The sequence below is a fragment of the Streptomyces sp. NPDC058001 genome (assembly GCF_042886315.1).
Classification (GTDB): domain Bacteria; phylum Actinomycetota; class Actinomycetes; order Streptomycetales; family Streptomycetaceae; genus Streptomyces.
On the sequence record NZ_JBHVQT010000020.1, the window covers coordinates 99,034 to 125,379 of the forward strand.

Annotated in this window: 22 protein-coding genes; 17 read left to right on the forward strand and 5 right to left on the reverse strand. The window is 71.4% G+C overall.

Going from position 1 to position 26,346, the window contains the following annotated elements:
- The first annotated feature begins 48 nt into the window (after nucleotides 1–48).
- Nucleotides 49–558: a DUF664 domain-containing protein gene (locus ACFVT5_RS38835; RefSeq protein ID WP_389898254.1), complete on the forward strand. Its 510-nt coding sequence runs from the start codon at nucleotides 49–51 to the stop codon at nucleotides 556–558.
- A gap of 19 nt (nucleotides 559–577) precedes the next feature.
- Here ACFVT5_RS38835 and ACFVT5_RS38840 read toward each other — a convergent pair whose 3' ends face one another.
- Nucleotides 578–1,459: a Gfo/Idh/MocA family protein gene (locus ACFVT5_RS38840; protein ID WP_389898256.1), complete on the reverse strand. Its 882-nt coding sequence runs from the start codon at nucleotides 1,457–1,459 to the stop codon at nucleotides 578–580.
- A gap of 322 nt (nucleotides 1,460–1,781) precedes the next feature.
- Between ACFVT5_RS38840 and ACFVT5_RS38845 the strand changes: the two genes are divergently transcribed.
- The 10 genes from ACFVT5_RS38845 (at nucleotide 1,782) to ACFVT5_RS38890 (ending at nucleotide 14,207) form a co-directional block, all read left to right on the forward strand.
- The gene (locus tag ACFVT5_RS38845; RefSeq protein ID WP_389898388.1) at nucleotides 1,782–3,863 is read left to right on the forward strand and encodes a glycoside hydrolase family 27 protein; all 2,082 of its coding nucleotides are present in this window, start codon (nucleotides 1,782–1,784) and stop codon (nucleotides 3,861–3,863) included.
- Nucleotides 3,864–4,059: 196 nt separating this feature from the next.
- Complete coding sequence (locus ACFVT5_RS38850; RefSeq protein WP_389898259.1) at nucleotides 4,060–5,346, forward strand: ABC transporter substrate-binding protein; 1,287 nt, start codon at nucleotides 4,060–4,062, stop codon at nucleotides 5,344–5,346.
- A 1-nt stretch (nucleotide 5,347) separates the two neighbouring features.
- A complete protein-coding gene (locus ACFVT5_RS38855) occupies nucleotides 5,348–6,286 on the forward strand; it encodes a carbohydrate ABC transporter permease (RefSeq protein ID WP_389898261.1) in 939 nt (312 codons plus the stop codon).
- Nucleotides 6,283–7,191 (forward strand): carbohydrate ABC transporter permease, encoded by a 909-nt coding sequence (locus tag ACFVT5_RS38860; RefSeq protein WP_389898264.1) that lies wholly within the window; start codon nucleotides 6,283–6,285, stop codon nucleotides 7,189–7,191. Before ACFVT5_RS38855 ends, ACFVT5_RS38860 begins: the two co-directional genes overlap by 4 nt.
- Nucleotides 7,188–9,299, forward strand: coding sequence for an alpha-galactosidase (locus ACFVT5_RS38865; RefSeq protein ID WP_389898266.1), 2,112 nt, complete (start codon nucleotides 7,188–7,190; stop codon nucleotides 9,297–9,299). The genes ACFVT5_RS38860 and ACFVT5_RS38865 overlap by 4 nt, the downstream gene beginning before the upstream one ends.
- Nucleotides 9,300–9,467: 168 nt before the next feature.
- On the forward strand, nucleotides 9,468–10,241 hold the full coding sequence (locus ACFVT5_RS38870; RefSeq protein WP_389898268.1) for an SDR family NAD(P)-dependent oxidoreductase: 774 nt from the start codon (nucleotides 9,468–9,470) through the stop codon (nucleotides 10,239–10,241).
- Between the two features lie 198 nt (nucleotides 10,242–10,439).
- Nucleotides 10,440–11,228, forward strand: coding sequence for a FadR/GntR family transcriptional regulator (locus ACFVT5_RS38875; RefSeq protein WP_389898270.1), 789 nt, complete (start codon nucleotides 10,440–10,442; stop codon nucleotides 11,226–11,228).
- Nucleotides 11,225–12,370: a galactonate dehydratase gene (gene dgoD / locus ACFVT5_RS38880; protein ID WP_389898273.1), complete on the forward strand. Its 1,146-nt coding sequence runs from the start codon at nucleotides 11,225–11,227 to the stop codon at nucleotides 12,368–12,370. The genes ACFVT5_RS38875 and dgoD overlap by 4 nt, the downstream gene beginning before the upstream one ends.
- A complete protein-coding gene (locus tag ACFVT5_RS38885; RefSeq protein WP_389898276.1) occupies nucleotides 12,364–13,254 on the forward strand; it encodes a hypothetical protein in 891 nt (296 codons plus the stop codon). The genes dgoD and ACFVT5_RS38885 overlap by 7 nt, the downstream gene beginning before the upstream one ends.
- Nucleotides 13,251–14,207 (forward strand): SMP-30/gluconolactonase/LRE family protein, encoded by a 957-nt coding sequence (locus ACFVT5_RS38890; RefSeq protein ID WP_389898279.1) that lies wholly within the window; start codon nucleotides 13,251–13,253, stop codon nucleotides 14,205–14,207. Before ACFVT5_RS38885 ends, ACFVT5_RS38890 begins: the two co-directional genes overlap by 4 nt.
- Before the next feature lie 64 nt (nucleotides 14,208–14,271).
- On the opposite strand, the gene ACFVT5_RS38895 is transcribed toward ACFVT5_RS38890, so the two are convergent.
- Entirely contained in the window at nucleotides 14,272–14,766 is a 495-nt protein-coding gene (locus ACFVT5_RS38895) for a MarR family transcriptional regulator (RefSeq protein WP_389898281.1), read from the reverse strand.
- Between the two features lie 83 nt (nucleotides 14,767–14,849).
- Between ACFVT5_RS38895 and ACFVT5_RS38900 the strand changes: the two genes are divergently transcribed.
- Together ACFVT5_RS38900 and ACFVT5_RS38905 are read left to right on the forward strand one after the other, a co-directional pair.
- Nucleotides 14,850–15,233: a 4-oxalocrotonate tautomerase family protein gene (locus ACFVT5_RS38900; protein WP_389898284.1), complete on the forward strand. Its 384-nt coding sequence runs from the start codon at nucleotides 14,850–14,852 to the stop codon at nucleotides 15,231–15,233.
- A gap of 165 nt (nucleotides 15,234–15,398) precedes the next feature.
- Nucleotides 15,399–16,229 (forward strand): undecaprenyl-diphosphate phosphatase, encoded by an 831-nt coding sequence (locus ACFVT5_RS38905; RefSeq protein ID WP_389898286.1) that lies wholly within the window; start codon nucleotides 15,399–15,401, stop codon nucleotides 16,227–16,229.
- Nucleotides 16,230–16,328: 99 nt separating this feature from the next.
- Here ACFVT5_RS38905 and ACFVT5_RS38910 read toward each other — a convergent pair whose 3' ends face one another.
- Complete coding sequence (locus ACFVT5_RS38910) at nucleotides 16,329–19,625, reverse strand: GH92 family glycosyl hydrolase (protein ID WP_389898289.1); 3,297 nt, start codon at nucleotides 19,623–19,625, stop codon at nucleotides 16,329–16,331.
- A gap of 422 nt (nucleotides 19,626–20,047) precedes the next feature.
- On the opposite strand from ACFVT5_RS38910, the gene ACFVT5_RS38915 reads away from it, so the two are divergent.
- Nucleotides 20,048–20,683 carry an LAETG motif-containing sortase-dependent surface protein gene (locus ACFVT5_RS38915; RefSeq protein ID WP_389898292.1) on the forward strand — a complete coding sequence of 212 codons (636 nt, stop codon included), beginning with the start codon at nucleotides 20,048–20,050 and terminating at the stop codon, nucleotides 20,681–20,683.
- A gap of 153 nt (nucleotides 20,684–20,836) precedes the next feature.
- Here ACFVT5_RS38915 and ACFVT5_RS38920 read toward each other — a convergent pair whose 3' ends face one another.
- Entirely contained in the window at nucleotides 20,837–21,223 is a 387-nt protein-coding gene (locus tag ACFVT5_RS38920; protein ID WP_389898295.1) for a DUF6223 family protein, read from the reverse strand.
- Between the two features lie 246 nt (nucleotides 21,224–21,469).
- Between ACFVT5_RS38920 and ACFVT5_RS38925 the strand changes: the two genes are divergently transcribed.
- The 3 genes from ACFVT5_RS38925 (at nucleotide 21,470) to ACFVT5_RS38935 (ending at nucleotide 25,550) form a co-directional block, all read left to right on the forward strand.
- On the forward strand, nucleotides 21,470–22,585 hold the full coding sequence (locus ACFVT5_RS38925) for a sensor histidine kinase (RefSeq protein WP_389898297.1): 1,116 nt from the start codon (nucleotides 21,470–21,472) through the stop codon (nucleotides 22,583–22,585).
- Entirely contained in the window at nucleotides 22,582–23,244 is a 663-nt protein-coding gene (locus ACFVT5_RS38930; RefSeq protein ID WP_389898299.1) for a response regulator, read from the forward strand. The genes ACFVT5_RS38925 and ACFVT5_RS38930 overlap by 4 nt, the downstream gene beginning before the upstream one ends.
- A gap of 101 nt (nucleotides 23,245–23,345) precedes the next feature.
- On the forward strand, nucleotides 23,346–25,550 hold the full coding sequence (locus tag ACFVT5_RS38935) for a PQQ-binding-like beta-propeller repeat protein (protein WP_389898301.1): 2,205 nt from the start codon (nucleotides 23,346–23,348) through the stop codon (nucleotides 25,548–25,550).
- 178 nt (nucleotides 25,551–25,728) lie between these two features.
- On the opposite strand, the gene ACFVT5_RS38940 is transcribed toward ACFVT5_RS38935, so the two are convergent.
- On the reverse strand, nucleotides 25,729–26,196 hold the full coding sequence (locus ACFVT5_RS38940; protein WP_389898303.1) for a hypothetical protein: 468 nt from the start codon (nucleotides 26,194–26,196) through the stop codon (nucleotides 25,729–25,731).
- Nucleotides 26,197–26,346 lie beyond the last annotated feature (150 nt).

Sequence of the window (26,346 nt, forward strand, 5' to 3'; positions counted from 1 at the left end):
GGCGGGCGACGGCGGACGACGAGAAACGACGACAGACAGGGACCTCGTATGAACGGCGCAGAAGTGCTGGTGGACGGCTACAACCGCATCCAGGAGGAGGTGCACGCCGTCGTCGAGGGGCTCTCGCCCGAGGACCTGAACGCGCGCGTCGACCCCGACGCGAACTCCGTGGCCTGGCTCGTCTGGCATCTGACCCGGGTGCAGGACGACCATGTGGCCGACGCCGCCGGGCTCGAACAGGTGTGGATCGGCCAGGGCTGGTCGAGCCGCTTCGACCTGCCGTACGCGAAGCGGGCCACCGGGTACGGGCAGTCCAGCAGGCAGGTCGGCCGGATGCGGGTGGCGTCGGGCGATCTGCTCCTCGACTACTACGACGCCGTCCACGACCAGACCGTCGCCTTCGTGCGCGGTCTCGGCGAGGACGACCTCGACAAGGTCGTGGACGAGGGCTGGTCACCGCCGGTCACGCTGGGAGTGCGACTGGTGAGCGTGATCGGCGACGACCTCCAGCATGTGGGGCAGGCCGCGTTCGTACGGGGGGTACTCGAACGGCGCTGAACTTCCGGTCGGCGCCGGGTCAGGCCATCGCCAGCAGTTCCTGGAGCCGCAGTCCCCGGCGCACATCCACATCCGAGGAGACCCCGGTCCGTACCGCCGTGCCGAACTCCCCGCGCAGCGTCGGCCAGCACACGGAGTGGTCGAGCCCGGCCGCGTCGAAGACCAACTCGGGCCCCTGGCCGAAGAGTTCGACGCGAGTACGGCCCTCGGGCAGGGCCACGGCGCCGGAGAGCGACGCCTGACTGATCGCGCCGTTCTCGTGCTCGCAGGTCAACTCCACCCAGCGGCGCGGGTCTCCGGTCGCGCGCAGCGAGACGATCGGGCCGACCGACGCGTCGAGCAGGTCGAGCAGATGCGGACCGAGGTCCAGCACGGCGCCGTGCTCCAGACGCCAGGGCGTCGCGAAGTCGCCGCCGAGGAAGGCCCCGTGCAGACAGCAGGCGCGGGCGCCGAGTACGTCCCTCTCCCGGGCGGCGGCCAGGAAGCGGCGGGTCTCGGGGAGATACCGGTTGGTGAGGACGAGTTGTGTGACGACGCCCGCGTCCCCGGCCGCTTCGGCCACGCGCCGGGCCGCCGCCAGATCCAGGCCGAGCGGCTTCTCCAGGAGCAGGGCCCGACCCGCCTTCGCCGCCCGTACGGCCAACTCCGCCTGGACATCGGGCGGCACCGCGAACGCCACGGCCTCACAGCGGTCAAGCAGTTCGTCGAACGAACCGGCGACCGCCGCGCCGTACGCCGTCGCCAACTCCAGCGCCGCGTCGGGCCTGCGTGCCCATACCGCGGTCAACTCCGTCTCCGGACCGGCCGCCAGCATCGGCGCGTGTGCCGCGCGGGCCCACGGTCCCGCTCCCACCAGGCCCACCTTCACGGGCTCGTACGTCCAGGGGCGGGTGTCGGGCATCGGGGCTCCGGGAGATCGGGGAGATCGGGGATCGGTCGAGAGAGGCGGGGCGGACAAGTTGTACAGCGCGCGGTGGGGTGAAGGGAAGTCCGGGGACCGGGGCAGCGTGCTTGTTTGAATAAATTAGGAATAATTATTGACACCGGATGAGCGGGACGCCACAGTCGTCGCCGACCCCACTCGTGACCCCAACATCCGGGAGATCCACGTGGCTTCACCTCCACCCGACACACCACCAGGCGCCGTCTCCACCACACGACGCGGGACCGTAGGCCGGTCCGCCGCCCGGTCCGCCCGCCGCGCCGGCGTCCTCGTCGCAGCGCTGGCCCTCGCCGCGACCGCCGCACCCGCGACCGCCGCCCCGGCGTCGGCCGCACCCACGGCGGACGGCGGCGCCGACGACCAGGGCGCCCCCGCGTACTACGACAGCGGTCTGGCCCCGACGCCGTACATGGGCTGGAACACCTACTACGGGCTCGGCGCACCGACCGAGTCCGAGGTCAGGAGCATCGCGGACCGCATCGTCAGCAGCGGGCTGCGGGACAGCGGATACGACATCGTCTGGCTCGACGGCGGCTGGCAGGCCGACACCCCGCGCGACGCCGAGGGCCGGCTCACCGCGCACCCGGACCGCTTCCCCTCGGGCATCCCCGCCCTCGTGACGTATCTGCACAAGAAGGGCCTCAAGGCCGGTATCTACACCGACGCCGGTACCTACGACGGCGGCAAAAGCTGCGGTATCGGCAGCCGTGGCCACTACACCGAGGACGCGCGGCAGTTCGCGGACTGGAAGATCGACGCGATCAAGGTCGACTTCCTCTGCGGGATCACCGCCGAACTCGATCCGGAGCCCGCCTTCAGGGAGTTCAGCGCCGCCGTCGCCACATCGGGGCGCCGGATGCTGCTCAACCTGTGCAATCCGCTGACCGACGACTGGGGCCTGCCGCACACCCCGGAGCAGGACGCCCACAACACCTACGTCTACGGTCCGACGACCGCCGACTCCTGGCGCACCGGCACCGACATCGCCTGGGGCAACCCGACCCCCGGTCAGTGGCCCAACGTGCTGCGCAACATGGACGCCAACGCCTGGCACCCCGAGGCCCAGGGACCCGGCCGCTACAACGACCCCGACTACCTCATCCCGATGCGCAAACTCTCCGACGGCACCTATGAGTTGACCGAGGAGGAGTCGACGACCCAGTTCGTGATGTGGGCCGTCATGGGATCCCCGCTCGTCCTCGGCTCCGACCCGCGCGAACTGCCCGCGTCGATGATCGGCACGCTGCGCAACCCGGAGATCATCGCCGTCGACCAGGACCCCCTGGCCGTCCAGGGCGTCCGGGTCGCGACCGACGTCGACGGTGACGTCTACAGCAAGGTGCTCAGCGGCGACGGACGCCGGGCCGTCGTCCTGCTCAACCGCTCCGACCGGGCCATCGAACGCACGGTGACCTTCGCCGACGCGGCGCTCACCGGTCCCGTCCGGGTCCGGGACCTGAGGGCACGCGCGGACCGGGGCACGCACACCGGCTCGTACACCGTGACCGTCCCCGCGCACGGCACCGCGTTCCTGCGGCTGACCGGTCAGGACCACGCGCCGGGCACCTCGCTCGGAGTCAGCGCTACTGCGAGTCCCGCCGTGGTGCGCGCGGACACCGGTCCCGTCACCTTCCTGCGGGGCCCGCGCGGCTCCCTGGTCCAGCACGCCTCCGGACGCACCCGCGACCTGGGCGGTCCGACCGGTGGCCGGATCCTCGGCCAGCCCGCCGCGTACGCGTCGCCGGGCGGCCGGATCGACGTGTTCGTGCGCGGCACCGACTCGGCCGCCTACCGGCGCACGCTCACCGCCGGCCGCTGGGGCGACTGGCAACGGCTCGGCGGCCGACTCACCGACGCGCCGACCGTGGCCTTCACCGACCCCGGGCACTGGACCCTGTTCGCGCGCGGCGCCGACGGGCGGATCGTGACCCGCGGACCGTCCTCGGCCTGGTCGTCCATCGGGGCACCGGAGGACAGGCCCGTCTACGGCAGGCCCTCCGCCGTCCAGGACGACCGGGGCCGTGTCCATGTCGCCGTGCGCACCGCGGCGGACGCCGTGTGGGAACGCGTCCGGGACACCGACGGCACCTGGTCCGCGTGGACATCGCTCGGCGGCACCATCGGCGGCTCCCCGACCCTGGTCACGGCCGGGGACACGGTACGGCTGTACGCGCGCGCCGCCGACTACACGCTCTGGCAGCGGACATACCGCGACGGCTCCTGGGCGGGCTGGACGAAGCGGCAGGAGTTCCCGAGTGCCGCACTGCGCGGGGCACTTGGCGCGGTCGCCGGTCCGGACGGGACGGTCGACGCGGTGTACCGGGGCGTGGACGGTCTCGTGCGGTTCGTGCGCCTCGCCTAGGTCAACGGCTCGTACGCCTCGCACAGCCAACGGTTCGTACACCTCGCAGCGACGAGGATCCGTACACCTCGTAAAGATAAATTAGTAATTAACCTTGACGTGGCTGATGGGCCACGCGAGTCTTGATCCGCCGCGACAAGGGCCCGGCCAGCCAGGGGGCCGGGCCCCCGCCGCGCGGACCCACAGGGAGTCCTCCATGAACAGCAATCACCTCAGCCGCCGACGTGTGCTCACCGGATTCGGCGCCGTGGGGACGGCGGCACTGATGAGCGGCTGCGTCACCTCCACCTCCGGCGGCAAGACGTCGTCCAAGGGAGCGGTGACCCTCCAGTCCAACCTCTCGTCGCCCCAGGCGAAGAACGCGATGCGGGACCTGGTCGCCGCCTACGGCAAGCGCGGCGAGGGCACGGCCACGCTCAACACCGTGGCGTCGGAGACCTTCCGCACCCAGCTGCCGACGTATCTCACCTCGGCCAACCCGCCGGACGTGTACACCTGGTACCCCGGCTCGGTCGCCGACTCGTACGCCAAGAAGGACCTGCTCCTCACGCTCGACGACGTATGGCAGTCGCCCGATCTGAAGAAGTACTCGAAGGCACTGAACTCCCTGTGCACGGCGGGTTCCGGCAAGAAGGTCTTCGTGCCCACCACCTACTACTGGTGGGGCATGTTCTACCGGAAGTCCCACTTCGCGAAGTGGGGCGTCAAGGCGCCCAAGACCTGGGACGAGTTCCTCGACCTGTGCGACAAGCTCAAGAGCAAGGGAGTCGCGCCGATCGGGCTCGGCGCCGGAGGCAACACCGCCTGGGTCGCGTCCGCCTGGTTCGACTACCTCGACATACGCGTCAACGGCGCCGCCTACCACCGCGATCTGCTCGCCGGCAAGCACCGCTTCGACGACCCGGAGGTCCGCAAGGTCTTCGACCGCTGGAAGGAGGTCCTGCCGTACTTCGACCCGAACGGCACCGCGATCCCCTTCCAGGACGCGACGACCTCACTGCTCCAGGGCCGCACCGGCATGATGCTGATCGGCACCTTCTTCGCCGACTCCGCGCCCAAGAACGCCCTCGACGACATCGACTTCTTCCGCTTCCCGGTGATCGACGCCAAGGTCCCGCTCGCCGAAGAGGCGCCCACGGACGGCTACTTCGCGAGCGCCCGCACCGGACGCACCGACGGCGTCAAGGACTTCCTCCGCTATCTGGCGACCGCCGAGGCACAGGAGATCTACGTCAAGGGGTCCTCGGGCACCGCCATCCCGTGTCACCCCGACGCCAAGGACAGCGGTACCGACCTGGTCAAGAAGGGCCGGGCGCATGTCGCCGAGGCCGCCGAGATCACCCAGTTCTTCAACCGCGATTCCAGCGACGCGCTCCAGCCCACCGCGGACAACGCCCTCATCCAGTTCTTCGCCAAGCCGTCCTCCGTCGACTCGATCCTCCGTGACTGGCAGCGGGACGCCGAGAAGATCTGGGGGTCGTGAGGTGGCCGTGCTGACCGCCCCCGAACGTGCGGCGCCCGCGCCGCCGCGCCCGCCGCGGCGGCGCCGGGGGAGCGCGAGCCGGGTACCGCCCGTCGTCCTGGCGTTCGTCCTGATCCCGGTGCTGTTCGAGGCGGTCTGGGTGTTCTGGCCCGCGCTCCAGGGCTTCTACCTCTCGCTCACCCGGTGGGACGGGGTGTCACCGCCGACCTTCGTCGGTCTCGACAACTACCGCGAGATGGCGGGCGACAGCGTCTTCGGGACGTCCCTCGTCAACACCGTCCTGTGGCTGGTCCTGTTCGGCGGTCTTTCCGCCGTCCTCGGCCTCGGCGCCGCCCTGCTCCTGCAACAGGAGCGGCGGGGCGTCGGCTTCTACCGCGCCGCCCTGTTCCTGCCTGTCGTCTTCTCGCTCGTCGCCACCGCCCTGGTCTGGCAGGCGATCTACCAGCCCGACGGTGTCCTCAACCAACTGCTCGGCTCCGTCGGCCTCGACAGCCTCCGCCACGCCTGGCTCGCCGACCAGGACACCGCCCTGTACGCCGTGATCGTGCCCGCCCTCTGGCGCCAGATCGGCTATGTGATGGTCCTCTACGTCGCCGGACTCAAGGGCATCGACCCGATGCTGTACGAGGCGGCCAAGGTCGACGGCGCAACTCGCTGGCAGCAGTTCCGGCATGTCACGCTGCCCCAGCTGAGCAGCGTCAACGCGGTCGTCCTGTCCGTCATCGTGATCGACTCACTGCGCTCCTTCGACGTGGTGTGGTCGCTGACCCGCGGCGGCCCCTACCACTCCTCCGAACTGCTCAGCACCTATATGTACTCGACGGCCTTCCAGTCCCTGCGCCTCGGCTACGGATCGGCCCTGGCCGTCGTCATCTTCGTGCTGGCCTTCGGCGTCATCGCCTCCTATCTCGTCCGCGCCTTCCGGGAGGCCGACCGATGAGCGCCACCCAGTCCACCGCCGACACCCCGACCGCGAGCGCCCGCTCGACGGCCACCGCGAAGGCCAACGCCACCGCGCTGCGCAGACGCCGCGCGGCCACCGCCGGCTTCCATCTGGGCGCGGGCACCCTCGCCGTGCTGTGGCTGCTGCCGATCGCCCTGGTCCTCGTCACCAGCCTGCGGTCCTTCGACGACATCGCCGCGCACGGCCTCGGCAGCCTGCCGCACTCCTTCACGCTGGACAACTTCCGGCAGGCATGGGTCGACGGCGGCCAGCAGCGCGCCCTGATCAACAGCCTGATCGTGACGGTGCCCTGCGTGATCGCCACCCTCGCGCTCGCCGCGATGGCCGCGTTCGCCCTGAGCCGCTACGCCCTCCCGCTGCGCCGGGCGCTGCTCCTGCTGATGCTCGGCGGCAATCTGCTGCCCCCGCAGATCCTGCTCATCCCGGTGTCCAAGCTCAGCGAACTCATGGGCATCCACGACACATTGCCCGCGCTGATCGGCGTACAGATCGGCTTCGGCGTCGGGTTCTACGTGTTCGTGCTGCACGGCTTCATGCGGTCCATCCCCGACGAGATCCAGCAGGCCGCCGTCATCGACGGCGCGAGCCCCTGGCAGATCTTCTGGCGGATCATCCTGCCGCTGACCCGGCCCGCGCTCGCCGCGCTCAGCGCGCTCTCCTTCACCTGGATCTTCAACGATTTGCTGTGGGCCATCACCGTCCTGCGCAGCGACGAGAAGATGCCGATCACCGCCGCCCTCATCGGACTTCAGGGCCAGTACGTGTCCATGTGGAACGTGATCGCGGCGGGTTCCGTCATCGCGGCGGCCCCGACGGTGGCCGTCTTCCTCCGGTTCCAGCGCCACTTCGTGGCCGGCCTCAACCTGGGAGCAGTCAAGTGACCGCGCACCGCCTCTGGACCCTGCGGACGGAGCACACGAGCTACACCGTCCGCCTCGCCGACGACGGTCCCTGGGCCGAACTGCACTCCTGGGGACCGCACGGCGTCGAGACCGGCCCGTCCCCGCTCGACTGGTCCCGCCGCACCCACTACATCGTCCCCGCCGACCTCGCCCCGGCCGAGTATCTGCCGCGAGGGCTGCGGCCGTTCAACGGCGCGGAGCTGACCGCCCGGCGGCCCGGCACGGAAGCCGGCGTGTGGTGGACGTTCACGGAGGCCGTCGAGGGCGACGGCACCCTGCGGCTCGTCTTCGACGACGACGTCATCGGGCTGCGCGTCACCCTCTGCTACGAGACCGTCCCGGACACCGACGTCGTCCTGCGCTGGACCGAGCTGACCTGCACCGGCACGACCGAACTGCGCCTGGAACACCTCGACTCGGCCGCCGTCACCGTCCCCGTCACGGGCGGCGCCCGGCTCACCTACCTCACCGGACAGTGGTCGCAGGAGTTCCAGCTCACCCGGCTCGACCTGGTCCGGGGCGGCTTCACTATGGGCAGCACCCAGGGAGCGCCGGGCCACGCCTACGTGCCCTGGCTCGCCGTGCAGGACGCCGCCGACACCGGCGCGGACACCGGTCCCGGCCCTGTCCCGACGTACGGCATCGCCCTGGAGTGGTCGGGCAACTGGCACATCACCGCCGACGCGGAACCCGGCGGCACGGTCCGGGTCCGCGCCGGACGCGTCCCGCACGAGGGCGCCGTCCTCCTCGCCCCCGGCGCCACCCTCACCACCCCTCGCCTGGCCTGCGCCTACAGCGCCGAAGGGCTCGACGGACTGGCCCGGGTCTGGCACCGCTACGACCGCCGCATCGCCGGAGCCCGGCTGGAGCGCACCCGCAAGGTCCTCTACAACTCCTGGGAGGCGACCGGATTCGACGTCGCCGCGGCGGGACAGCTCGACCTCGCCAAGATCGCCGCGGAGATCGGCGCGGAACTGTTCGTCGTGGACGACGGCTGGTTCACCGGGCGCCACGACGACACCGGCGGCCTCGGCGACTGGTACCCCGAACCGGCGGCCTTCCCGCAGGGATTCGACCACTTCATCGACGAAGTATGCTCCCTCGGCCTGGACTTCGGCCTCTGGGTGGAACCCGAGGCGGTGAGCCCCGGCAGCCGACTGCACCGCGAGCACCCCGACTGGGTCTACCGCGTCGAGGGCAGGCCCACCCGGCTCGTCCGCAACCAACTCCTCCTCGACCTCGGCCGCGAGGACGTCCAGGACTTCGTCATCGCCACCCTGAACCGGCTCCTCACCGAGCACGCCGTCACCTACCTCAAGTGGGACATGAACCGGCCGCCCACCGAGCGCGGCCGGCCCGGCGCGGGACCCGCCGAACGCGTCGACCTCGACGCCGAGCACGTCGCCGGGTATCTGCGCGTCCTCGACCACCTCCGCACCGCGCACCCCGAGGTCACCGTGGAGGGCTGCGCGGGCGGCGGCGCCCGGATCGAGCACGCCACGATCGCCCGTACCGACGTGGTCTGGCCCAGCGACAACACCGCGCCCCTGGACCGTCTCAGCACCCAGTACGGTTTCCTGCACGCCCACGCGCCGCACCTGATGAGTTCCTGGGTCACCGACGCGCCCGGCCTCTTCGACCCCAGGCCCCGTTCCCTCGCCTTCCGCTTCGTCAACGCCATGTCCGGCGTCCTCGGCGTCGGCGCCGACCTGCGGCACTGGACACCCGAGCAGCGGGCCGAGGCCACCGGGTGGATCGCCCTGTACAAGGATGTCCGCGATGTGATCCACCGGGGTGAGGCCCATCTCCTGGGCACCCCCGACGACCCGTCTTTCGGCGTCCAGTACGTGTCCGGGGACGGCGCCCGGGTCGTCGTCACCGCGCTCGGTACCGGCCGGCTGGACGGCGCGCCCCTCGTCCCGGGGCGCCCCGCCCGGCTCCGGCTGCGCGGCCTGCCGCCCGAGGCCCGCTACATCGATCAGGCCACCTCAGTCACCTACAGCGGGGCCCATCTGCTGTACGCCGGGCTGCCGTTCGCCTGGACCGCCGACCACGACGCGGAGCTGGTGGTGCTCATGCGGCAGTAGCGACCGGCCGCCGACAGCCGGTGCCGCACAGGGGCCTGACGCGGCATCAGCCGAGCACCGGCCCCGCGGCCGGCCGAGCGAAAGCCCCGCACGCCCCGCAGAATTGACCCCGGCACCCCGCCCGCACCGCGGCCGTGCCACCACGGACCCCGAGGAGTCGACCCGACCATGAACCACCCCGCAGGACGGCCAGGCGCACGCTTCACCGACCGCGTCGCCGTGGTCACCGGTGCGGCCTCCGGCATCGGAGCCGCCACCGCCGTACGCCTCGCCGCGGAAGGCGCCGCCGTCGTCCTCGCCGACATCGACGAGGCACGCGGCAAGGAGACCGCGCGACGGATCGGCGAGGACGGCGGCCGGGCCCTCTTCATGTCCGCCGACGTCTCCGCCGACGCGGACTGGACCCGCGTGGTCGACGCCGCGCACACCTTCGGCGCGATCGGGGTCCTGGTCAGCAACGCCTACACCGTCGACGTCGCCCCCGCGCACGAGATGACCCTGGAGTCCTGGCAGCGGCAACTCGCGGTCAACCTCACCGGCGGCTTCCTCGGCTTCCGCGCCGCGCTGCCCGACCTGCGCGCACACCGGGGCGCCGTCGTCCTCACCTCGTCGGTCCACGCCCACCGGGGCATCCCCGGACACCCCGCCTACGCCGCGTCCAAGGGAGCGCTGCTCTCGCTGTGCGGACAACTCGCCGTCGAGTACGGGCCCGAGGTCCGCGTCAACGCCGTACTGCCCGGACCCGTGCTCACCGCCGCCTGGGACCGGGTGGCCGACGACGACCGGGAGCGCAGCGTCGCCCAGACCGCGGCCGGGCGCTTCGGCACGCCCGACGAGGTCGCGGCGGCCATCGCCTTCCTCGCCGCCGACGAGGCGTCCTTCATCACCGGTACGAGTCTTCTCGTCGACGGCGGCTGGAGCGTCGTCACCTCCTCCGCCTGACCCCCGACCATCCGTCGACCGCTCACCGACCGCCACCGACCTCCTACGACCGTCCACCGATCACCCGCCTGATCAGCCGCCCGACCACCCGCCTCACCCACGCGCCGAGGCGACCCCCACCTCGTGCCGCCGAAGCGCCCGCCCGGACCGGTCCACCGACCGGACCTCCGGGCCCCGAAGAACGAAAGGCAGATGGACATGACGCGCTACGCCCGCCGCGGTGTGCACGGCCAGACCGTGGAAGCACTCGCCCGCCGGGTACTGAGCGGCCGGCTCCCCGAGGGCTCGACCCTCGACCTGGTGGCACTCCAGAGCGAACTGGATGTCAGCCTGACGGCGCTGCGCGAGTCCCTGAAGGTCCTCGCCGCCAAGGGCATGGTCGACGCCCGCCAGAAACGCGGCACCTTCGTACGGGCCCGCGCCGACTGGAACCTCCTCGACGCGGACGTCCTGCGCTGGCAGTTCGAGGGCGGCAGCACCGCCGACGCCGACCGCGCGCTGCTCCGTAACCTCGGTGAGGTCCGCTCGATCATCGAACCCGCCGCCGTACGGCTCGCCGCGCAGCGCCGCACCGACAGCGACCTCGACGCCCTGGAGGCGGCGATCGACGCGATGGGCGCGGGCGGCGACGACACCGCGCACGCCGTCGAGGCCGACCTCGCCTTCCACCGCGCGCTGCTCGCCGCCACCCACAACGAACTTCTCGAACGCATGGAGATGGTCATCGAGTCGGGCCTCGCCCACCGCGACCGCATCGTCCACAGCTCACCCCACAGCGACGATCCCGTACCCAGCCACCGGTCCGTCCTGAACGCCGTCCGCGCCCAGGACCCCGACGCCGCCGAGACCGCCATGCGGGCCCTGCTCGACCAGGCCGTACGGGACCTGGACCGGGTCGAGCCGACGGCCGGCGGCGACCCGTCGGACGGGGACCCGTCGGGCGACGACGCCGCGGCCGACCGTACGAAGGGCACGGACGCCTCGTGAAGATCACCCGCATCGAGACCTTCCTCGTCCCGCCGCGCTGGTTGTTCTGCCGCGTCGAGACCGACGACGGTGTCGTCGGCTGGGGCGAGCCCGTCGTGGAGGGCCGCGCGGAGATCGTGCGCGCCGCCGTCGACGTCCTCGCCGAATACCTCGTCGGCCAGGACCCCCTGCGCATCCAGGACCACTGGCAGATCCTCACCAAGGGCGGCTTCTACCGGGGCGGACCCGTTCTCTCCAGCGCCGTCGCGGGCCTCGATCAGGCGCTGTGGGACATCGCGGGGAAGACGTACGGCGCGCCGGTGCACGCGCTGCTCGGCGGTCCGGTACGTGACCGGGTGCGCGTCTACGCCTGGGTCGGCGGTGACGAACCGGCCGAGCTGACGGAGCAGGTCACCGAGCAGGTCGAGGCCGGGTTCACGGCGGTCAAGATGAACGCCGCCGGAGCCACCTCACGGATCACCACCCCCGCCGAGACCGCCGCCGTCGTCGCCCGGGTCGCCGCAGCGCGTGACGTCCTCGGCCCGCACCGCGATGTCGCCGTCGACTTCCACGGCCGCTTCACCGCCGCCACCGCCCGCCGCGTCCTCGCCGAACTCGCCCCGGTGCACCCGTTGTTCGTGGAGGAACCGCTCCTGCCGGACCAGGGACATCTGCTACCCCAGCTGGTCGCCGCGAGCCCGGTGCCGATCGCCACCGGTGAACGCCTTTACGGGCGGGCCGAGTTCCTGCCCGCCCTCACCGCCGGTATCGCCGTGGCGCAGCCGGACCTCTCGCACGCCGGCGGCATTTCGGAGGTCCACCGCATCGCGTCCCTCGCCGAGACGTACGGCGCCGAACTCGCCCCGCACTGCCCGCTCGGCCCGATCGCCCTCGCTGCCAGCCTCCAAGTCGCCTTCGCCACCCCCAACTTCCTCATCCAGGAACAGAGCCTCGGCATCCACTACAACAAGGAGGCCGACCTGCTGTCGTATCTGATGGACACCGAGCCGTTCCGCTTCGTCGCCGGGCACGCCCTGCGGGGGAACCTGCCCGGACTCGGTGTCACGCTGGACGAGGCGGCGGTAAGGGCCGCCGACCGGGACGGGCACCGGTGGCGGAACCCGGTGTGGCGCCATCCCGACGGATCGTTCGCGGAATGGTGAGCCGACCCACCGAGTCCGGGGTACGGATCGTCACCGACCCGGCGCACGGCGGGCGTTGGACGTCCCTGCGGGCGTCGGGCCGCGAATGGCTGTGGGGGCGCGACGAACCGCGCCGCCCGGGTGTGCGACCCGGCGATCCGTTCGCCGACGCGGGCGGGGTCGAGGAGTGCGTCCCGACCGTGCGGGGCACACCGGATCACGGGGACGCCTGGGCACGAGCCTGGACACGCGACGGGGGCACGGACACTGTGGACTGCCCTGACTTCCGGCTCACCCGCGTCGTCACCTCGGGCGACTCGGGTGAGCCCATCGGTTCCGGGGCGGCGAGTGTCACGTACCGGCTCACGGCAGACCCCGGCTACCGCTTCCTCTGGGCGGCGCACGCCCTGCTCGACCTGTCGACGGGCGCCACGATCCGGATGGCTGAGGGAGCACGGACCCGGCTCTTCCCGGAGGCCGCCGGACTGGTCGCCGAACTGGTCGGCGAGCGCTGGCCGTTCGGGGCGCCCTGGATCGAGGGCCCCTGGCCGACCCCGTACGGCATCCCGCTGCACCGCACGGGACCGGACGACAGCACCGCAGTGGGGGCCGTCGTGGCGGGCGGCGCGGTCTGTGTGCACGACGGCACCGGCACGCTCCGGTTCTCACTCGAAGCCGAGGGGCAGCCGGTGTCGGTGGCCCTCTGGCGGAATCTCGGCGGGTTTCCCGTGGGTGGCCCGTACCGCAGTACGGGTGTGGAGCCGATGCTCGGCCGGGTCTTCGACCTCGCGGACGCGGGGCCAGGGGACGCCGCCGTCGTGCCGCCGTCGGGCGAGGTGCGATGGCGGCTCACCGTGACGGAACACTGCGCCTGCGCACGCCGGACCGAGGAGGCCCCCCGATGAACGGCACACCCACCGGTACACCGAACGGCACACCCACCGGTACACCGAACGGCACGCCCACCGGCACACCGAACGGCGCACCCATCGGCACGCCCACCGCGCTCCGGCCCGACCGGCTCGAACTCGGCGAAGGCATCCGCTCGGTCGACGGTCGGGTGGTGCTCGTCGACATCCTCGCCGGACGCCTGCTCGACGCCCCGGCGGATCCGGCCGCACCTCTGCGGCCACTGCTCCAGTTGGACGTCCCGCTCGGCGCGGTGGCGCCGGTCGCCGGACGGCCCGGCGGCTGGATCGCGGCGGCGGGCACCGGGATCTGCCTGCTCGGCACGGCGCGCGACGGCCGCCTCACCTGGCTGGCCCGACCCGAGGACAACGCGCCCGCCCGTATGCGCATGAACGACGCCACAGCCGACCCGCACGGCCGGTTCTGGGCGGGCAGCATGGCGTACGACGCCGTGGCCGGGGCGGGTTCGCTGTACCGGGTCGATCCGGACGGCACGGTGAGCACGGCGCTGACCGGGCTGACGGTGCCCAACGGCCCGGCGTTCAGTGCGGACGGCTCCCTGATGTACCTCGCCGACAGCGCGCGGGGAATCGTCCGGCGCCACCCCGTGGACCCGGCGACCGGCGCCCTCGGCACACCGGACATCTTCGCCACCTTCGCCGAAGGCAGCCCGGACGGTATGACCGTGGATGCCGAAGGCGCGCTGTGGGTGGCCGTCTGGGGCACCGGCACCGTCCACCGCTACCACCCGGACGGCACCCGCGACCGCGTCCTGACCCTCCCGGCACGCCAGCCCGCCGGCGTCTGCCTGCACGGCAACACGCTCCACATCACCACGGCGACGGTGGGTCTGACCGACCCGGGCCCCTATGACGGCGCGGTGTTCACGGCACACGTCGACGTCCCGGGCCCACCGACCGCCGCGTACCGCCCCGCCGCCGACGCCTGACCCGGTCGCCACCCCCGTCACCACCGCCACTTGGTGCCGGGGGAGCACGAGTTACGCGCCCCCTCTAGGCACCCTCGTCCTCCGCCGCGCCCTCCTCGTAGGCACGCAACGTGTCCACCACCATGCGGCGTTCGGCCGGTGTGAGGGGGGCGAGGGCCTGGCGCCACGCGGTGGCGCCCCGTGACAGCCATGCCGAGATCGACGGACGCACCCCGTCGGTGATGCTGACGATGCGACGCCGCCGGTCCGACTCGTCCTCGCGCCGCTCCAGCACGCCCTTACGGCTCAGCTCACCGACCATCAGACTCACCGTCGTCGGCGCGACCTCCAGCCGGGTCGCCAGGTCGTTCACGGTCATCGGCCCGTCGAACAGCAGATACGACAGCAGCGACAGATGCCGGGGCGCCAGCGCCAGGGACTGGAGTTCCTCCGGTACCGGCATGCGTTTGGCGCGGCCGACCATGCGGGGCATCAGCAACAGCAACGCCCGGATCGCGTCGTCCACGTCGTCGTCCACGTCCGGCTCCGCGCCCGCACGGGGGTCGCCCTCGGTTGACATGCCACACCCCCCAATTTAGCTTTGATGTCAAAGATGCTTGGCCCGCAAAGTAAACGTGTCCACCATCGTAAAGGGGCTCCGTCATGCCGCATTTCACCGTGCAGATCCGCGAGGAGGAGTTCGACGGGAAGGTCGAACCGCAGCTCATCGCGGGCCTGACCGAAGCCGTCGCCGGTGTGTTCGGCGAGTGGGCGCGATCCGTCGCGGTCGTCACCCTCGTCGGCGTACCGCGAGGCCGCTGGGGGAGCGGGGGTGTTCCCAGCGACGAGAACGCGCCGGTCGTCATCCTCGGTATGCGCGAGGGCGCCTTCGCGCATCCGGACGTGCCGAACGCGCCCGCCCGTCTCATCGCCGCCATCACCGACGCCGTCGCGGACGTCTTCGGTGAGCCGGTCCGTGAGCGCGTCACCGTGCTGCTCGAAGCGGTCCCCGCCGGTCGCTCGGGCGTGGGCGGCGTACCGGTCTGACCTGTCCGGGGGTGGCGGTCGTCCCGGCGCGCGCCGGGTGGAACCCGAGGGTCGGTGGAGTCGTCTACAGTGACGTACGCCGTCTACAAGCCTGTAGTCGGCGGTCCGTGCCGGGCAGATCGGTGGCCTGTGGCGGGCAGAACTGACCCAGCAGAACTGGATGCCATGAGCGCGATCAGTATCGGCCAGGCCGTCATCCTCGGCGCCGTCGAGGGAGTGACCGAATTTCTCCCCATCTCGTCGACCGGCCATCTGAAGATCACGGAGGGTCTGATGGGGATCCCCGTCGATGACCACTCGGTCGTCGGATTCTCGGCCGTCATCCAGGTCGGCGCGATCGCCGCCGTCCTCGTCTACTTCTTCAAGGACATCGTCCGCATCCTCACCGCCTGGGGCCGCGGCCTCAAGGACCCTGACGAGCGCTACCACCACGACTACAAGTTCGCCTGGTGGGTGATCTACGCGACGATCCCGATCGTCGTCGTCGGCCTCGCCGCCAAACCCCTCATCCAGGGACCGCTCGCCTCGCTCTGGGTCGTGGCCGGTTCCCTGATCGTCGGCAGCGGTGTCATGTGGGCGGCCGACCAGATGGGCCGGCACAAGCGCGGTGAGGACGACACCTCGCTCAAGGACGCCATGCTCGTCGGCTCCTCGCAGATCCTCGCGCTGCTCTTCCCGGGCTTCTCGCGCTCCGGCGCCACCATGTCCACCGCGCTGATGCTCGACCTCGACCGGGTCGCCGCCACCCGGCTCTCCTTCTTCCTCGGCATCCCGGCCCTCACCGGCGCCGGCATCTACGAACTGAAGGACGCGCTCGGTTCCGGCGCCGGAGCCGCACCCCTCGTCGTCGGCACGATCGTGTCCTTCGGCGTCGCGTATGCCTCGATCGCCTGGCTGCTGAAGTACGTGGCCAAGCACTCCTTCAACGCCTTCGTCGTCTACCGTCTCGTCGTCGGCGTACTCCTGCTCGGGCTGCTCACCACCGGAGTGCTCTGACCCGAGTGATCCGACCGGACAGAGAAGAAGACGGCGGTCCGCACGTCCCGACCGGGAACGCGCGGACCGCCGCCGTGTGTCAGGCCCCGGCGCCCCGGATCACGCGGTGTCCACCGCGAACACATGCATCGTGCCGCCGCTCGTGGACGCGGGAAGTGTCACGCTCGCCAACTGCTTGCCCGGCTCCAGGGCGATGGGCGCGGTCGCGAAGACATCCGTGCCCACCTCGTCGACACCGCCCCCGGAGATATCCCGGTATGTGGTGTGCACGGCGACGACGTTCCCGAACGACGGCTGCTCGGTGCCTCCGCCGAGCGTCCAGTCGCTGAAGCCGACCGTCGCCTGCCGTGTCGTGCCGTCGGTGTACGTCAGCGTCACCGTGCCGGTGGTGGAGCCGTTCGCCGCGCTGCCCAGCAGGCTCAGCCGGGTCGCGTTCTCGGAACTCGCGGTCATGTCGAGGGTCTGGCCGCCCCCGACGACCTCGATGTTGTCCGGGTCGCCCGCCTTCACGTCGGGCCAGGTGAAGGCGAAGTCACCGGATGACACCGTGCCGCCGGGTTTCGCGCCCGCGTCGGCGAGGGCCTTCGCCGAGTAACTCCAGCCGCCGCCGTCGAAGTTGGCCTGCGGATCGGTGTCGTCGGCGGAGACACCGTTGTTGTTGAGGTTCCACAGCACGGTGTCGCGGACAGCGACCGTGACCGCCAGCGAGGTCTTCGGCAGGGCGGTGCCCGTCGAGGTGGTGAGGGTCAACGGGACTTTGTAGAAGCCGGGTTCGACCCCTTCACTCGCTTTGACGGTGAGCTTGGTGGTCGCCGCGCCCGCGCCCGGCACCGCCAGGTCGCCCTCCGCCGGGCTCACCGTCAGACCGGCCGGCGGTTCGGCCCTCCAACGCACGGTCGCCCCTTCGTCCGCGAGCGTCTGCACCTTCAGCGTCGACTCCACCGCACCGCCGCCCGGCTCGGCCTTCACCGCGCTCGGAGTGGTCCCCGTGAAGAACGGCACCCCGCCCTCCCGGAACGACGGCGGGGCGTCCGCCGGATCACTGCCCCAGGACGTGTTCGGCGACGTACCCAATGTGTAGTCGAGCGTGCCGCCGCGCGACACGAGGGACGCGGGCACCCAAGGGCGGTCCGACGCCTTGCCGTTGACCTTCAGCGTCTGGATGTAGAGGTGGTCGGTGGACGCGGTGGGAGCGTTGACCGTGATGTCCCGGCCGTGTCCGGTACGGATCACCGCGCGCGGGAACAGCGGTGCCGACAGGACGAGTTCGGCCCGGCTCGGGATCTGCGGATACAGGCCGAGCGCCGAGAAGACGTACCAGGACGACATCGTCCCGGCGTCGTCGTTCCCGGGAATCCCTCCGGGCGAGTGAGTCCACAGTTGGTCCAACTCGGCGCGGACCGTCTCCTGTGTCTTGTAGGGCGCGCCCAGGTAGTTGTAGAGGTACGGCGCGTTGATGTCGGGCTCGTTCGTCGGGTCGTAACGCGTGGCGTCACGCGCCGAGAAGTTGAATGTGCCGTCCGGTGTACGGAAGAAGGAATCCAGCCGCTTCACGGCCGTCTCGTTCCCGCCCATCGCCCGCGCCAGGCCCGCGACATCCGAATACACCATCCACGAGTACTGGGCGCTGCTCCCCTCGACGAACCCGCTCCCGGTGGACGGTGTGAACGAGCCCGCCCAGGTGCCGTCCGCCTTGCGGTCCCGCATGTAACCGCCCTGCTCGGTGGCCGCAGGATCGAAGACATGTGTCCAACCCCCGGACCGCTCAAGGAACTTCTTCGCGTCGGCTCGGTCACCGGTCAGCCGGGCCAGCTCCGACAGACCGAAATCGGCCGCCGCGTCCTCCAGTGTCTCGGCCGCGCCGCCCCAGCAGTGACAGTTGTCAGCCGGTACGTAACCGAGCTCCAGATACTGGTCGAGCGCCGGGCGCTGTCCCACGCACTCCACATTGCATCCGGCGCTGGACGAGTCGTTCGCCGTCGGCACCGTCGCCGCCGTGATCAGCGACCGCAGCGCGCCCTTCACATCGAAGTCCCGGGCGCCGAAGGCGTACATACCGGCCACCGTCGGAGCCGACGGGTCGCCGGACATCACACTCGTCTTGCCGTTCTGGAGCAGCCAGCGGTCCCACTCGCCGTCCCGCTGTGTGGCGTAGTTGAACAGCGACTGCGCATAGTCACTGCCAACGCTCGGCGACAGCAGCGCCAGCAACTGCACCTGCGCGCGGTACTGGTCCCATCCGGAGAACGTCCCGTACTGCGCTTTCTGGCCACGCGCCAGCCGGTGCGGCTCGCGGTCGGAGCCCAGATAGCGACCGTCGACGTCACTGGTGAGCGTCGGCTCCAGCATCGAGTGGTACAGCGCCGTGTAGAACGTCGTGCGCCGGTTGTCGGAGCCACCGCTGACGCGGATCTTGCCCAACTGGTCGCGCCACGCGGACACCGCGTCCGACCGGACCGAATCGAAGGTCTTCCGTGGCGGATTCTCGGCCCGCAGATTGGCCTCAGCGTTCGCCGCGGTGACATACGAGATCGCCACCTTGGCCTGAACTCGCTCGGTCCCGCCGGGGAACGTCACATACGCGCCGGAGCCCTTGCCCGCCACCGGATTGCCGGACGAGCCGTAGCCCGTACCGCCGCTGGCCCGCGTCGATCCCGGCTGAAGCGTCCCGTCCGTCCAGGTCCCCACCGACTGGAAGGGTTGGTCGAAATGGGCCGTGAAGTGCAGCGTGTACAGGTCGTGCCGGTTGTTGGCGCTCTGCGGACCGCAGAAGTTGCCCGCGCTCACCGACCCCGTCACCGTCCGGGTCGCCGGGTCGACCTCGACCGTCGCATCGGTGCTGCCCGTCTCGGAGTTGGACGTCCGCAGCAGCATGCTCGCCGGCTTGTCCGCCGGGAACCCGAAGCGGCCGGTGCCCGTGCGCTCCGTCGTCGTCAGCTCCGCCGAGGCGCCACTGGCCAGGCCGACCTTGTAGTAGCCGGGCAGCGCGGTCTCGTCGGCGTGCGAGAAGGCGCTCGCGTACGTGGCGTCGGTGGCGTCCGCCGACGGGGACGACGCGACCTCACCGACGTACGGCATGATCGGAATGTCCCCGCTCGCCCCCGAACAACCCACGCCGTTCAGGTGGGTGAGGCTGAAACCGCGGATCCGCGTCGCGTCGTACTGGTAGCCGCCGGGCGCCGGAGTCGAGATCTGCCGGCCCCGCGAGTTCTGCGGACTCCAGGCCAGCATGCCGAACGGCCGGACCGCTCCCGGATAGGTGTTGCCCGCGTTCGACGTGCCGATCAGCGGATCGACGTACGCCACCGGATCCGTGACCGCGGCCGGGCCCGGCGCCGCCGACGCGGGAGCGCCGGACAGGCCGAGGCCGAGCACCGCGACAACTGCCGTCGCCACGCCCCCGAACGTGCGACGTCTCGCGCGTCCTCGACGCGTGAAGGTGTCTGACACCGTTCCCTGCCCTTCGTGTCATGAGCGACGGGAAGCCCGCGCCGCCGGATCGCAGGAGTCTTTGCCGAGCTTTTGAACGAGAGCTGTCGGACCGGGTCCGACTACGTCCCAGCATGCTGGACAACGTTGTCAATGACCGAGCAAGGATGCTCCTCGTCCCCGCCGCGGGTGTCAAGAGGACCCGGAACTCGGGGTTCCGTCCATTCGGGTGCAAGTGCCATGGGAGAGTGGGCGCCTGATGAGTCATCAGTGAACCCCCGGGTAACGAGTGTGCGTCGAGAGGCGCGGGGTGGGTGCGGGGGATGGTGGCCCGGGGAGTACTGTGCGCTCGCACCAGACCCGAAGTACGGATTGTGTGTGGAGGATTCATGAAGGTATCCACCCGTGCGTGGAAGCGCTCGGGCGTTCTCATAGCGGGCGCGGCCGTGGGGTTCGTCGGAATCGGCGTGTGCGCCACTCCGGCGTCCGCCCACACGCCCAACTGGACGGTGACGTGCTCGGACGTCTCCGTCGATCTGACCGCCTACAGCGACAAGGTCACCAACACGGTGACCATCACCGTTGACGGCAAGGACCTTCTGCCGGCGAAGGAGTTCGGCAAGGAGTTCCACGAGGAGCTGAAGCTCCCCGAGCACAGCAAGGAGGCGCAGGTCCGCCTGATCGTCAAGGCCGGTGACGGTGACCGGTTCTCGGCCGACGAGACGAAGACCTCGCCCGTCTGCGAGACCGAGAGCCCCGCGCCCTCGGAGACCCCCAAGCCGTCGGACACACCGACGCCTTCGGAGACCCCCTCGGAGACTCCCAAGCCCTCGGAGACTCCCAGCAGTTCCGACACCCCCAGCTCCGCGGCCCCGGCCCCGGAGACCAGCACCTCTCCGCAGGGTGACCTCGCCGAGACCGGTTCCTCCAGCGCGACCCCGGTGATCGCCGGCGCCGCCGCCGCGGTGGTCCTGGCCGGTGGCGGCATCCTGGTGGCCACGCGTAAGCGACGCGCCCGCGGCTGAGAAGCTTCGAAGGCTGTTCGTGCCCCGCGGTCCGACCGTCCGCGGGGCACACGCATGTCCACCCCTTGTGCTGTGCCTCGCTGATGGCAATTGGCCGTAGCCCGTTGGCCGTTGAGGAGATCGCCGTGGCGGCTGGTGGCCGAACTCATTCCCTCACCCCGGAAGCCGGTCGCCGCGGTGGGCGCGGTTCAGGGCCAAGGTGCCGAGTGCAGTGCCGGTCAGGCCCAGGGCCAGCGCCACGATGCCCCCGCCCAGACCGTTGCCGGTGCCGAGGCCGCCGTCGGCTGTGGCCACCACCACGCCACCGATCGCCATGCCGATCAGCCCCGCCACGATCGCCGCACCGCGCCCGGAGCCCGTGCCGAAGCGACCGGCGGGGCGGGCCAGCGCCAGCCCGCCGACGATCACACCGATCAGCGCCACCAGCGCGGCCACGAACGCCCCGAGCCGCCCGGCGCTCATGTCGTAGGCATCGGCGGCGGTCGGCTGGAGCGAGGCATGCGCGGCCAGCGGTGCGGTGAGCATGAATGCGAATGACATGAGTGTTCCTTCTTCCCCTGCAACTGGACATCCACGACTGGACGTTCACGACTGGACCTGGCCCGAGCATGTCCGCCGGACCCGCACTCGGTCGTCCAGCGGGCGCAGGCAATCCGTGCTGCCGCCGCTGCCGCATCCGGCTACCGTGGGCGCGGCACGAGCCGTGGAAGTACCGCAGGCGCGGTAGTCGGCCGATCGTCCGCGCGCAGGACTCGCCCGCGCGGACATCTGGCCTAAGGTGCGCGCATGAGCGGGGGACGGAGCGGTGTCACGGACTGTGCGATCGCCGTCGGGGTGGCGGCGATCCTGGTAGTCACCGGGCTGTCCGGGCAGCACTCCGGCACGAACCTCGACCTGCTCGGGTACGCACTGCTGACGATCGGCGGCCTGACCCTGGCCGCGCGCCGCCGCGCGCCCGTTGCCGTCCTGGCCGTCACCGGGCTGTGCGCGGTGGGGTATCAGGCGGCCGGTTTCGATGTGCCCGCTGTCGCGTACCTGTTCGCGGTGTACGCGGCCGTACGAGCGGGACACCGCACCGTCACCGTTGCGGCGAGCGTGACCATGCTGGCGGCTCTCCCCCTCGCGGCCCTGGCCTCGGGCCTGCACGATACGGGCGAGGCGTTCGCGCGGGCCCGGGGCGCACTCGAACTGGCCTGGCTGATCGCCGCCGGCGCCGCGGGGGAAGCGCTGCGGCAGGCCGAGCGGCGGGCGGACGAGGCCGAACGCACCCGAGAGGAGACCGCGCGGCACCGTGCCGACGAGGAACGCCTGCACATCGCACGGGAGTTGCACGATTCGCTCACCCACCAGATCTCGATCATCAAGGTGCAGGCCGAAGTCGCCGTGCACGTGGCCCGCAAGCGTGGCGAACAGGTGCCGGATGCCCTGCTGGTGATCCAGGAGGCCGGCCGTGAGGCGACCCGCGAGCTGCGCGCGACCCTGGGGGCGTTGCGCGACGACGACACGACGCCGCCGCGTGGGCTCGACCACGTCCCGGAACTGGTGGAACGGGCCCGTGGCATCGGCCTGGACGCGACGCTGACGATCGAAGGACGGCGGTTCGACGTGCCGGCCGCGGTGGACCGTACCGTCTATCGCATCGTTCAGGAGGCGCTCACGAACATCGCCCGGCACGCGGACGCCGCCACGGCGTCGGTCCGGATCGAATGCCGCCCCGACGTCCTCGCGATACGCGTCGAAGACGACGGTAAGGCCACCCCGGACTCCGCCCCGGCGCCCGGCGTCGGGCTGCTCGGCATGCGTGAACGCGTCACCGCCCTCGGCGGTCGGCTGCGCGCCGAACCGCGCGGCGAGGGCGGATTCACCGTCCAGGCCGAACTCCCCGTGGACCGCACGTCATGATCCGTGTCCTGCTGGTCGACGACCAACCGCTCCTGCGCAGCGGATTCCGCGCGCTCCTCGACCTCGAAGACGACATCGAGGTGGTGGCTGAGGCCGCCGACGGGGAGGAGGGCCTGGCCTTGGCCAGGAAATACCTTCCCGACATCGCTCTCATCGACATCCAGATGCCCGTGGTCGACGGCATCGAGGCGACCCGGCGCATCGCCGCGGACCCGGCCCTGGCCGGGGTGCACGTCGTCATCCTGACCAACTACGGCTTGGACACGTACGTGTTCCACGCGCTGCGCGCCGGCGCCGCCGGATTCCTCGTCAAGGACATCGTGCCGGAAGACTTCCTGCACGCCGTACGGGTCGCCGCGCGGGGCGATGCCCTGCTCGCACCGTCGATCACCCGTAAGCTCATCAACCGATATGTCACCCAACCGCTCGACACCGGTACCGACACGGCGCTGGAGGAACTGACCAACCGCGAACGCGAGGCCGTCGCCCTGGTCGCGCGGGGCCTGTCCAACGACCAGATCGCCGACCGCATGGTGATCAGCCCGACCACCGCGAAAACCCACGTCAACCGGGCCATGGCCAAGCTCCACGCCCGTGACCGCGCCCAACTCGTCATCCTCGCCTACGAGTCCGGCCTGGTGACCCCGCGTAACTCTTGACCCCAATGTCGGGGTGTGGGGTGGCTGAATGGGCCATGATGCCGGGCAGGGGCGTGTGTCGGGGCAGGGGCAGGCCGTGGTTTCGGGGCAGGGGGAAGCCCGTGGTCGAGGTAGTGGGCGGGGATCCGTGGCAGGTGGGGCCCTATCGGGTGGTGGGGCGGCTCGGGTCGGGCGGAATGGGGCGGGTGTATCTGGCGCGCTCGCCCGGTGGCCGTGCCGTCGCGGTCAAGACGATCCGGCCCGAACTCGCCGAAGACCCCGAGTTCCGGCGGCGGTTCGCGCGGGAGGCTGAGGCGGCGCGGGCGGTCAGCGGGGCGTTCACGGCGGCCGTGGTGGACGCCGATCCGTACGGGGACCCGCCCTGGCTGGCCACCGTCCATGTCGCGGGGATGTCCCTGGCGGACGCCGTCGAGCGGCACGGTCCGCTCCCGCCGGCGACCGTTCTGGCGCTCGGCGCGGGACTCGCCGAGGCGTTGCAGGCCATCCACGCGGCGAGCCTCGTACACCGCGACCTCAAGCCGTCCAATGTGCTCCTCGCGCCGGACGGGCCCAAGGTCATCGACTTCGGTATCGCCCTGACGGCGGGCTCCAGTTCGCTCACCCGCGCCGGTGTCGTGGTCGGTACGCCCGCCTTCATGGCGCCCGAACAGCTCACCGCGGCCGGAGCGGGAGCACCCGCCGATGTGTTCGCGCTCGGCGGTGTGCTCGCGTTCGCCGCGACGGGACGGCCGCCGTTCGGTGTCGGTACGGCCGCGGGCGTCGGCTACCGCGTGGTGCACCACGAGCCCGATCTGCACGAGGTCCCCGTGATCCTGCGCGTACTCCTCGCGCGTTGCCTGGCCAAGGATCCCGCCCACCGGCCCCAAGTCGGCGCCCTGCTCGGCGAGTTCGCCAGTGCGCAGCGGCAGGACACGGTCTCGCTCGCCTTCGTGGACGGTGCCTGGCTGCCGCCCGCCGTCGCCGCGTCGGTGCGGAGCGCCGGACAGGTCGGGGGAACCGCGCCGGAGCGGTCCGGCGGGACGAGTAGGCCGGACCCGTGGCGTGCCGTCACCGTGGACCCGTACGGAAACGCCCCCGGCCTCCGCACCCTTGCGCCCCACCCCGACACGGTGCTCTCCCTCCCCGACCCGGTGACACCGACCGCGGACCCGGCGTCGCTCACCCCTACCGGCCCTGACCGCGCCGTCGCGGGGTCGCCGAACCGTCGGCGGGTTCTTGTCGCCCTGGCGGGCGTGGGGACGGCTGCCGTCGTCGGAGGCGGCGTCCTGTGGCTGCGGAACCGTGACGACGACGACGGAGGCGGCGGCGACCGTGCGGCCACCGGCGGCGCAACCACCAAGTCCCCTGCGGGCAGCCGCCGTTGGACCTACACCACCGGTGGCCCCGTCACCCCGTCCCTCGTCGTCGCGGACGGTCTCGTCTTCGCCGCGAGCAAGGACGGCGGCCTCTACGCCCTCGACGAGCGGACCGGCGAGCGGCGCTGGCAGTTCAGTACCGGCAACGGCGTCTACTCCTGCCCGGCGATCGCGGCGGGCACCGCGTACGTCGGCAGCGCGGACTACCACCTGTACGCCGTGCACGTGAACTCCGGTGACCAGCGCTGGGAGTTCACCACACGGGGCGAGGTCAACTCCTCGCCGGTCGTCGCCGGGGGAGTGGTCTACGTGGGCAGCGACGACGGCACCCTGTACGCCGTCACCACCCGTACCGGGAAACAGAAGTGGGCCTTCGCCGCGACAGGCCGTATCCGCTCGTCGCCGGTGGTCGCCTGGGGGCGGGTCTACGTCGGCAGCGACGACCGGCGGGTGTACGCGGTCGATGTCGCCTCCGGGCGGCGCGCCTGGACGTACCGGACCGGCGGCGTCGTCAAGTCCTCGCCCGCCGTGGCCGATCGGGCGCTGTACGTCGGCAGTTACGACGGCAAGCTGCACGCCGTGCACTGCGACACGGGCGCCGGGCTGTGGACCTTCGCCACCGGGGGCGGTGTGGGCTCGTCCCCCGTGGTGTCCGAGGGTGTGGTGTTCGTCGGCAGCGACGACGGCCATCTGTACGCGGTCGACGCCGAGACGGGCAGGCAGCGCTGGAAGTTCCGCGTGGGGAATGTCGTCTACTCGTCGCCGACGGTCCTGGCCGGGACCGTCTACGTCGGCTGCAAGAGCGGCACCCTGTACGCCGTCGACGCGGCCACGGGCGAGGCGAGGTGGACGTACCGGACGGGCGCCGACATCCGCTCATCACCCGCGGCGACGGACGGCGCGGTCTACGTCGGCAACGACAGCGGGACGGTGTTCGCGGTCACCCGCTGAGCGTGGCGTGGTGCGTGGAGTGGCGTGGTGCGTGGCGTAGTACGTGACGTGGTGCGTGGCGTGGTCCACCGCTTCGACGTGGCACGGCCCCGCCCATGACCTGGCCGGTCACGTGCGGGGCCGTGGGGTGATGCCTGTCAGGACGCCGGCCGGCGGCTGGGACCGGCGCGATCGGGCATCAGCCCAGGCGCTGGAGCAGCCACTCGGGCTCACCGTGGCCGGCGAGCGTCGCGCGGGGGCCTCGCGCGGTCAGGCTGCCCAGCCCCGGGTCTTCGGCGAGCCGGAGGGCGACGGGCCTGTTGTCGTCCTCGCCCTCGATCCTCCACCGGTCGGGCGACTCGCCGCACGGTCCCGCGAAGACGGGCGGCGGGAACAGGGGAACCGGCGACAGCGCGAGGCAGCGGCGGGGGTCCCGCTTGTCCTGGAACCGCACGCTGCGGTCGGGCTCGTTGCGCAGCGACCACACGGTGTCCGGGCCGCACGGCCGGAGGTCGCCGCCGACCGGACCCTCCCCGGCGGTGAGGCACGCGCCGGACCGCGCGTCACGGACGTAGTAGTCGCCGTTGTCGGCGGCCTGGGCAGGGGCGGCGAGCGTGAGCACGGCGGCGGCCGACGCGGCGAGCGACAGAACGGTTCTGATACGCACGGGACTCCTCGTACGGAGAGGGACAACGGAGGGGGACAGGAGACAGCCGGGTCCGTGGTGAGTGAGCCACGGACCCAGCTGCTCCAAAGATCACAAACTGATCACGTTCCCGCCACGCACCGCCGCCGGGACGTCTCCGTACTTCACCGT

Coding starts and splice junctions, on each gene's coding strand:
- ACFVT5_RS38890 (WP_389898279.1), top strand. CDS start 13,251: ATGAACGGCACACCCACCGGTACACCGAACGGCACACCCACCGGTACA.
- ACFVT5_RS38860 (WP_389898264.1), top strand. CDS start 6,283: ATGAGCGCCACCCAGTCCACCGCCGACACCCCGACCGCGAGCGCCCGC.
- ACFVT5_RS38870 (WP_389898268.1), top strand. CDS start 9,468: ATGAACCACCCCGCAGGACGGCCAGGCGCACGCTTCACCGACCGCGTC.
- ACFVT5_RS38905 (WP_389898286.1), top strand. CDS start 15,399: ATGAGCGCGATCAGTATCGGCCAGGCCGTCATCCTCGGCGCCGTCGAG.
- ACFVT5_RS38875 (WP_389898270.1), top strand. CDS start 10,440: ATGACGCGCTACGCCCGCCGCGGTGTGCACGGCCAGACCGTGGAAGCA.
- ACFVT5_RS38900 (WP_389898284.1), top strand. CDS start 14,850: ATGCCGCATTTCACCGTGCAGATCCGCGAGGAGGAGTTCGACGGGAAG.
- ACFVT5_RS38840 (WP_389898256.1), bottom strand. CDS start 1,459: ATGCCCGACACCCGCCCCTGGACGTACGAGCCCGTGAAGGTGGGCCTG.
- ACFVT5_RS38930 (WP_389898299.1), top strand. CDS start 22,582: ATGATCCGTGTCCTGCTGGTCGACGACCAACCGCTCCTGCGCAGCGGA.
- ACFVT5_RS38915 (WP_389898292.1), top strand. CDS start 20,048: ATGAAGGTATCCACCCGTGCGTGGAAGCGCTCGGGCGTTCTCATAGCG.
- ACFVT5_RS38885 (WP_389898276.1), top strand. CDS start 12,364: ATGGTGAGCCGACCCACCGAGTCCGGGGTACGGATCGTCACCGACCCG.
- ACFVT5_RS38920 (WP_389898295.1), bottom strand. CDS start 21,223: ATGTCATTCGCATTCATGCTCACCGCACCGCTGGCCGCGCATGCCTCG.
- ACFVT5_RS38850 (WP_389898259.1), top strand. CDS start 4,060: ATGAACAGCAATCACCTCAGCCGCCGACGTGTGCTCACCGGATTCGGC.
- ACFVT5_RS38925 (WP_389898297.1), top strand. CDS start 21,470: ATGAGCGGGGGACGGAGCGGTGTCACGGACTGTGCGATCGCCGTCGGG.
- ACFVT5_RS38895 (WP_389898281.1), bottom strand. CDS start 14,766: ATGTCAACCGAGGGCGACCCCCGTGCGGGCGCGGAGCCGGACGTGGAC.
- ACFVT5_RS38835 (WP_389898254.1), top strand. CDS start 49: ATGAACGGCGCAGAAGTGCTGGTGGACGGCTACAACCGCATCCAGGAG.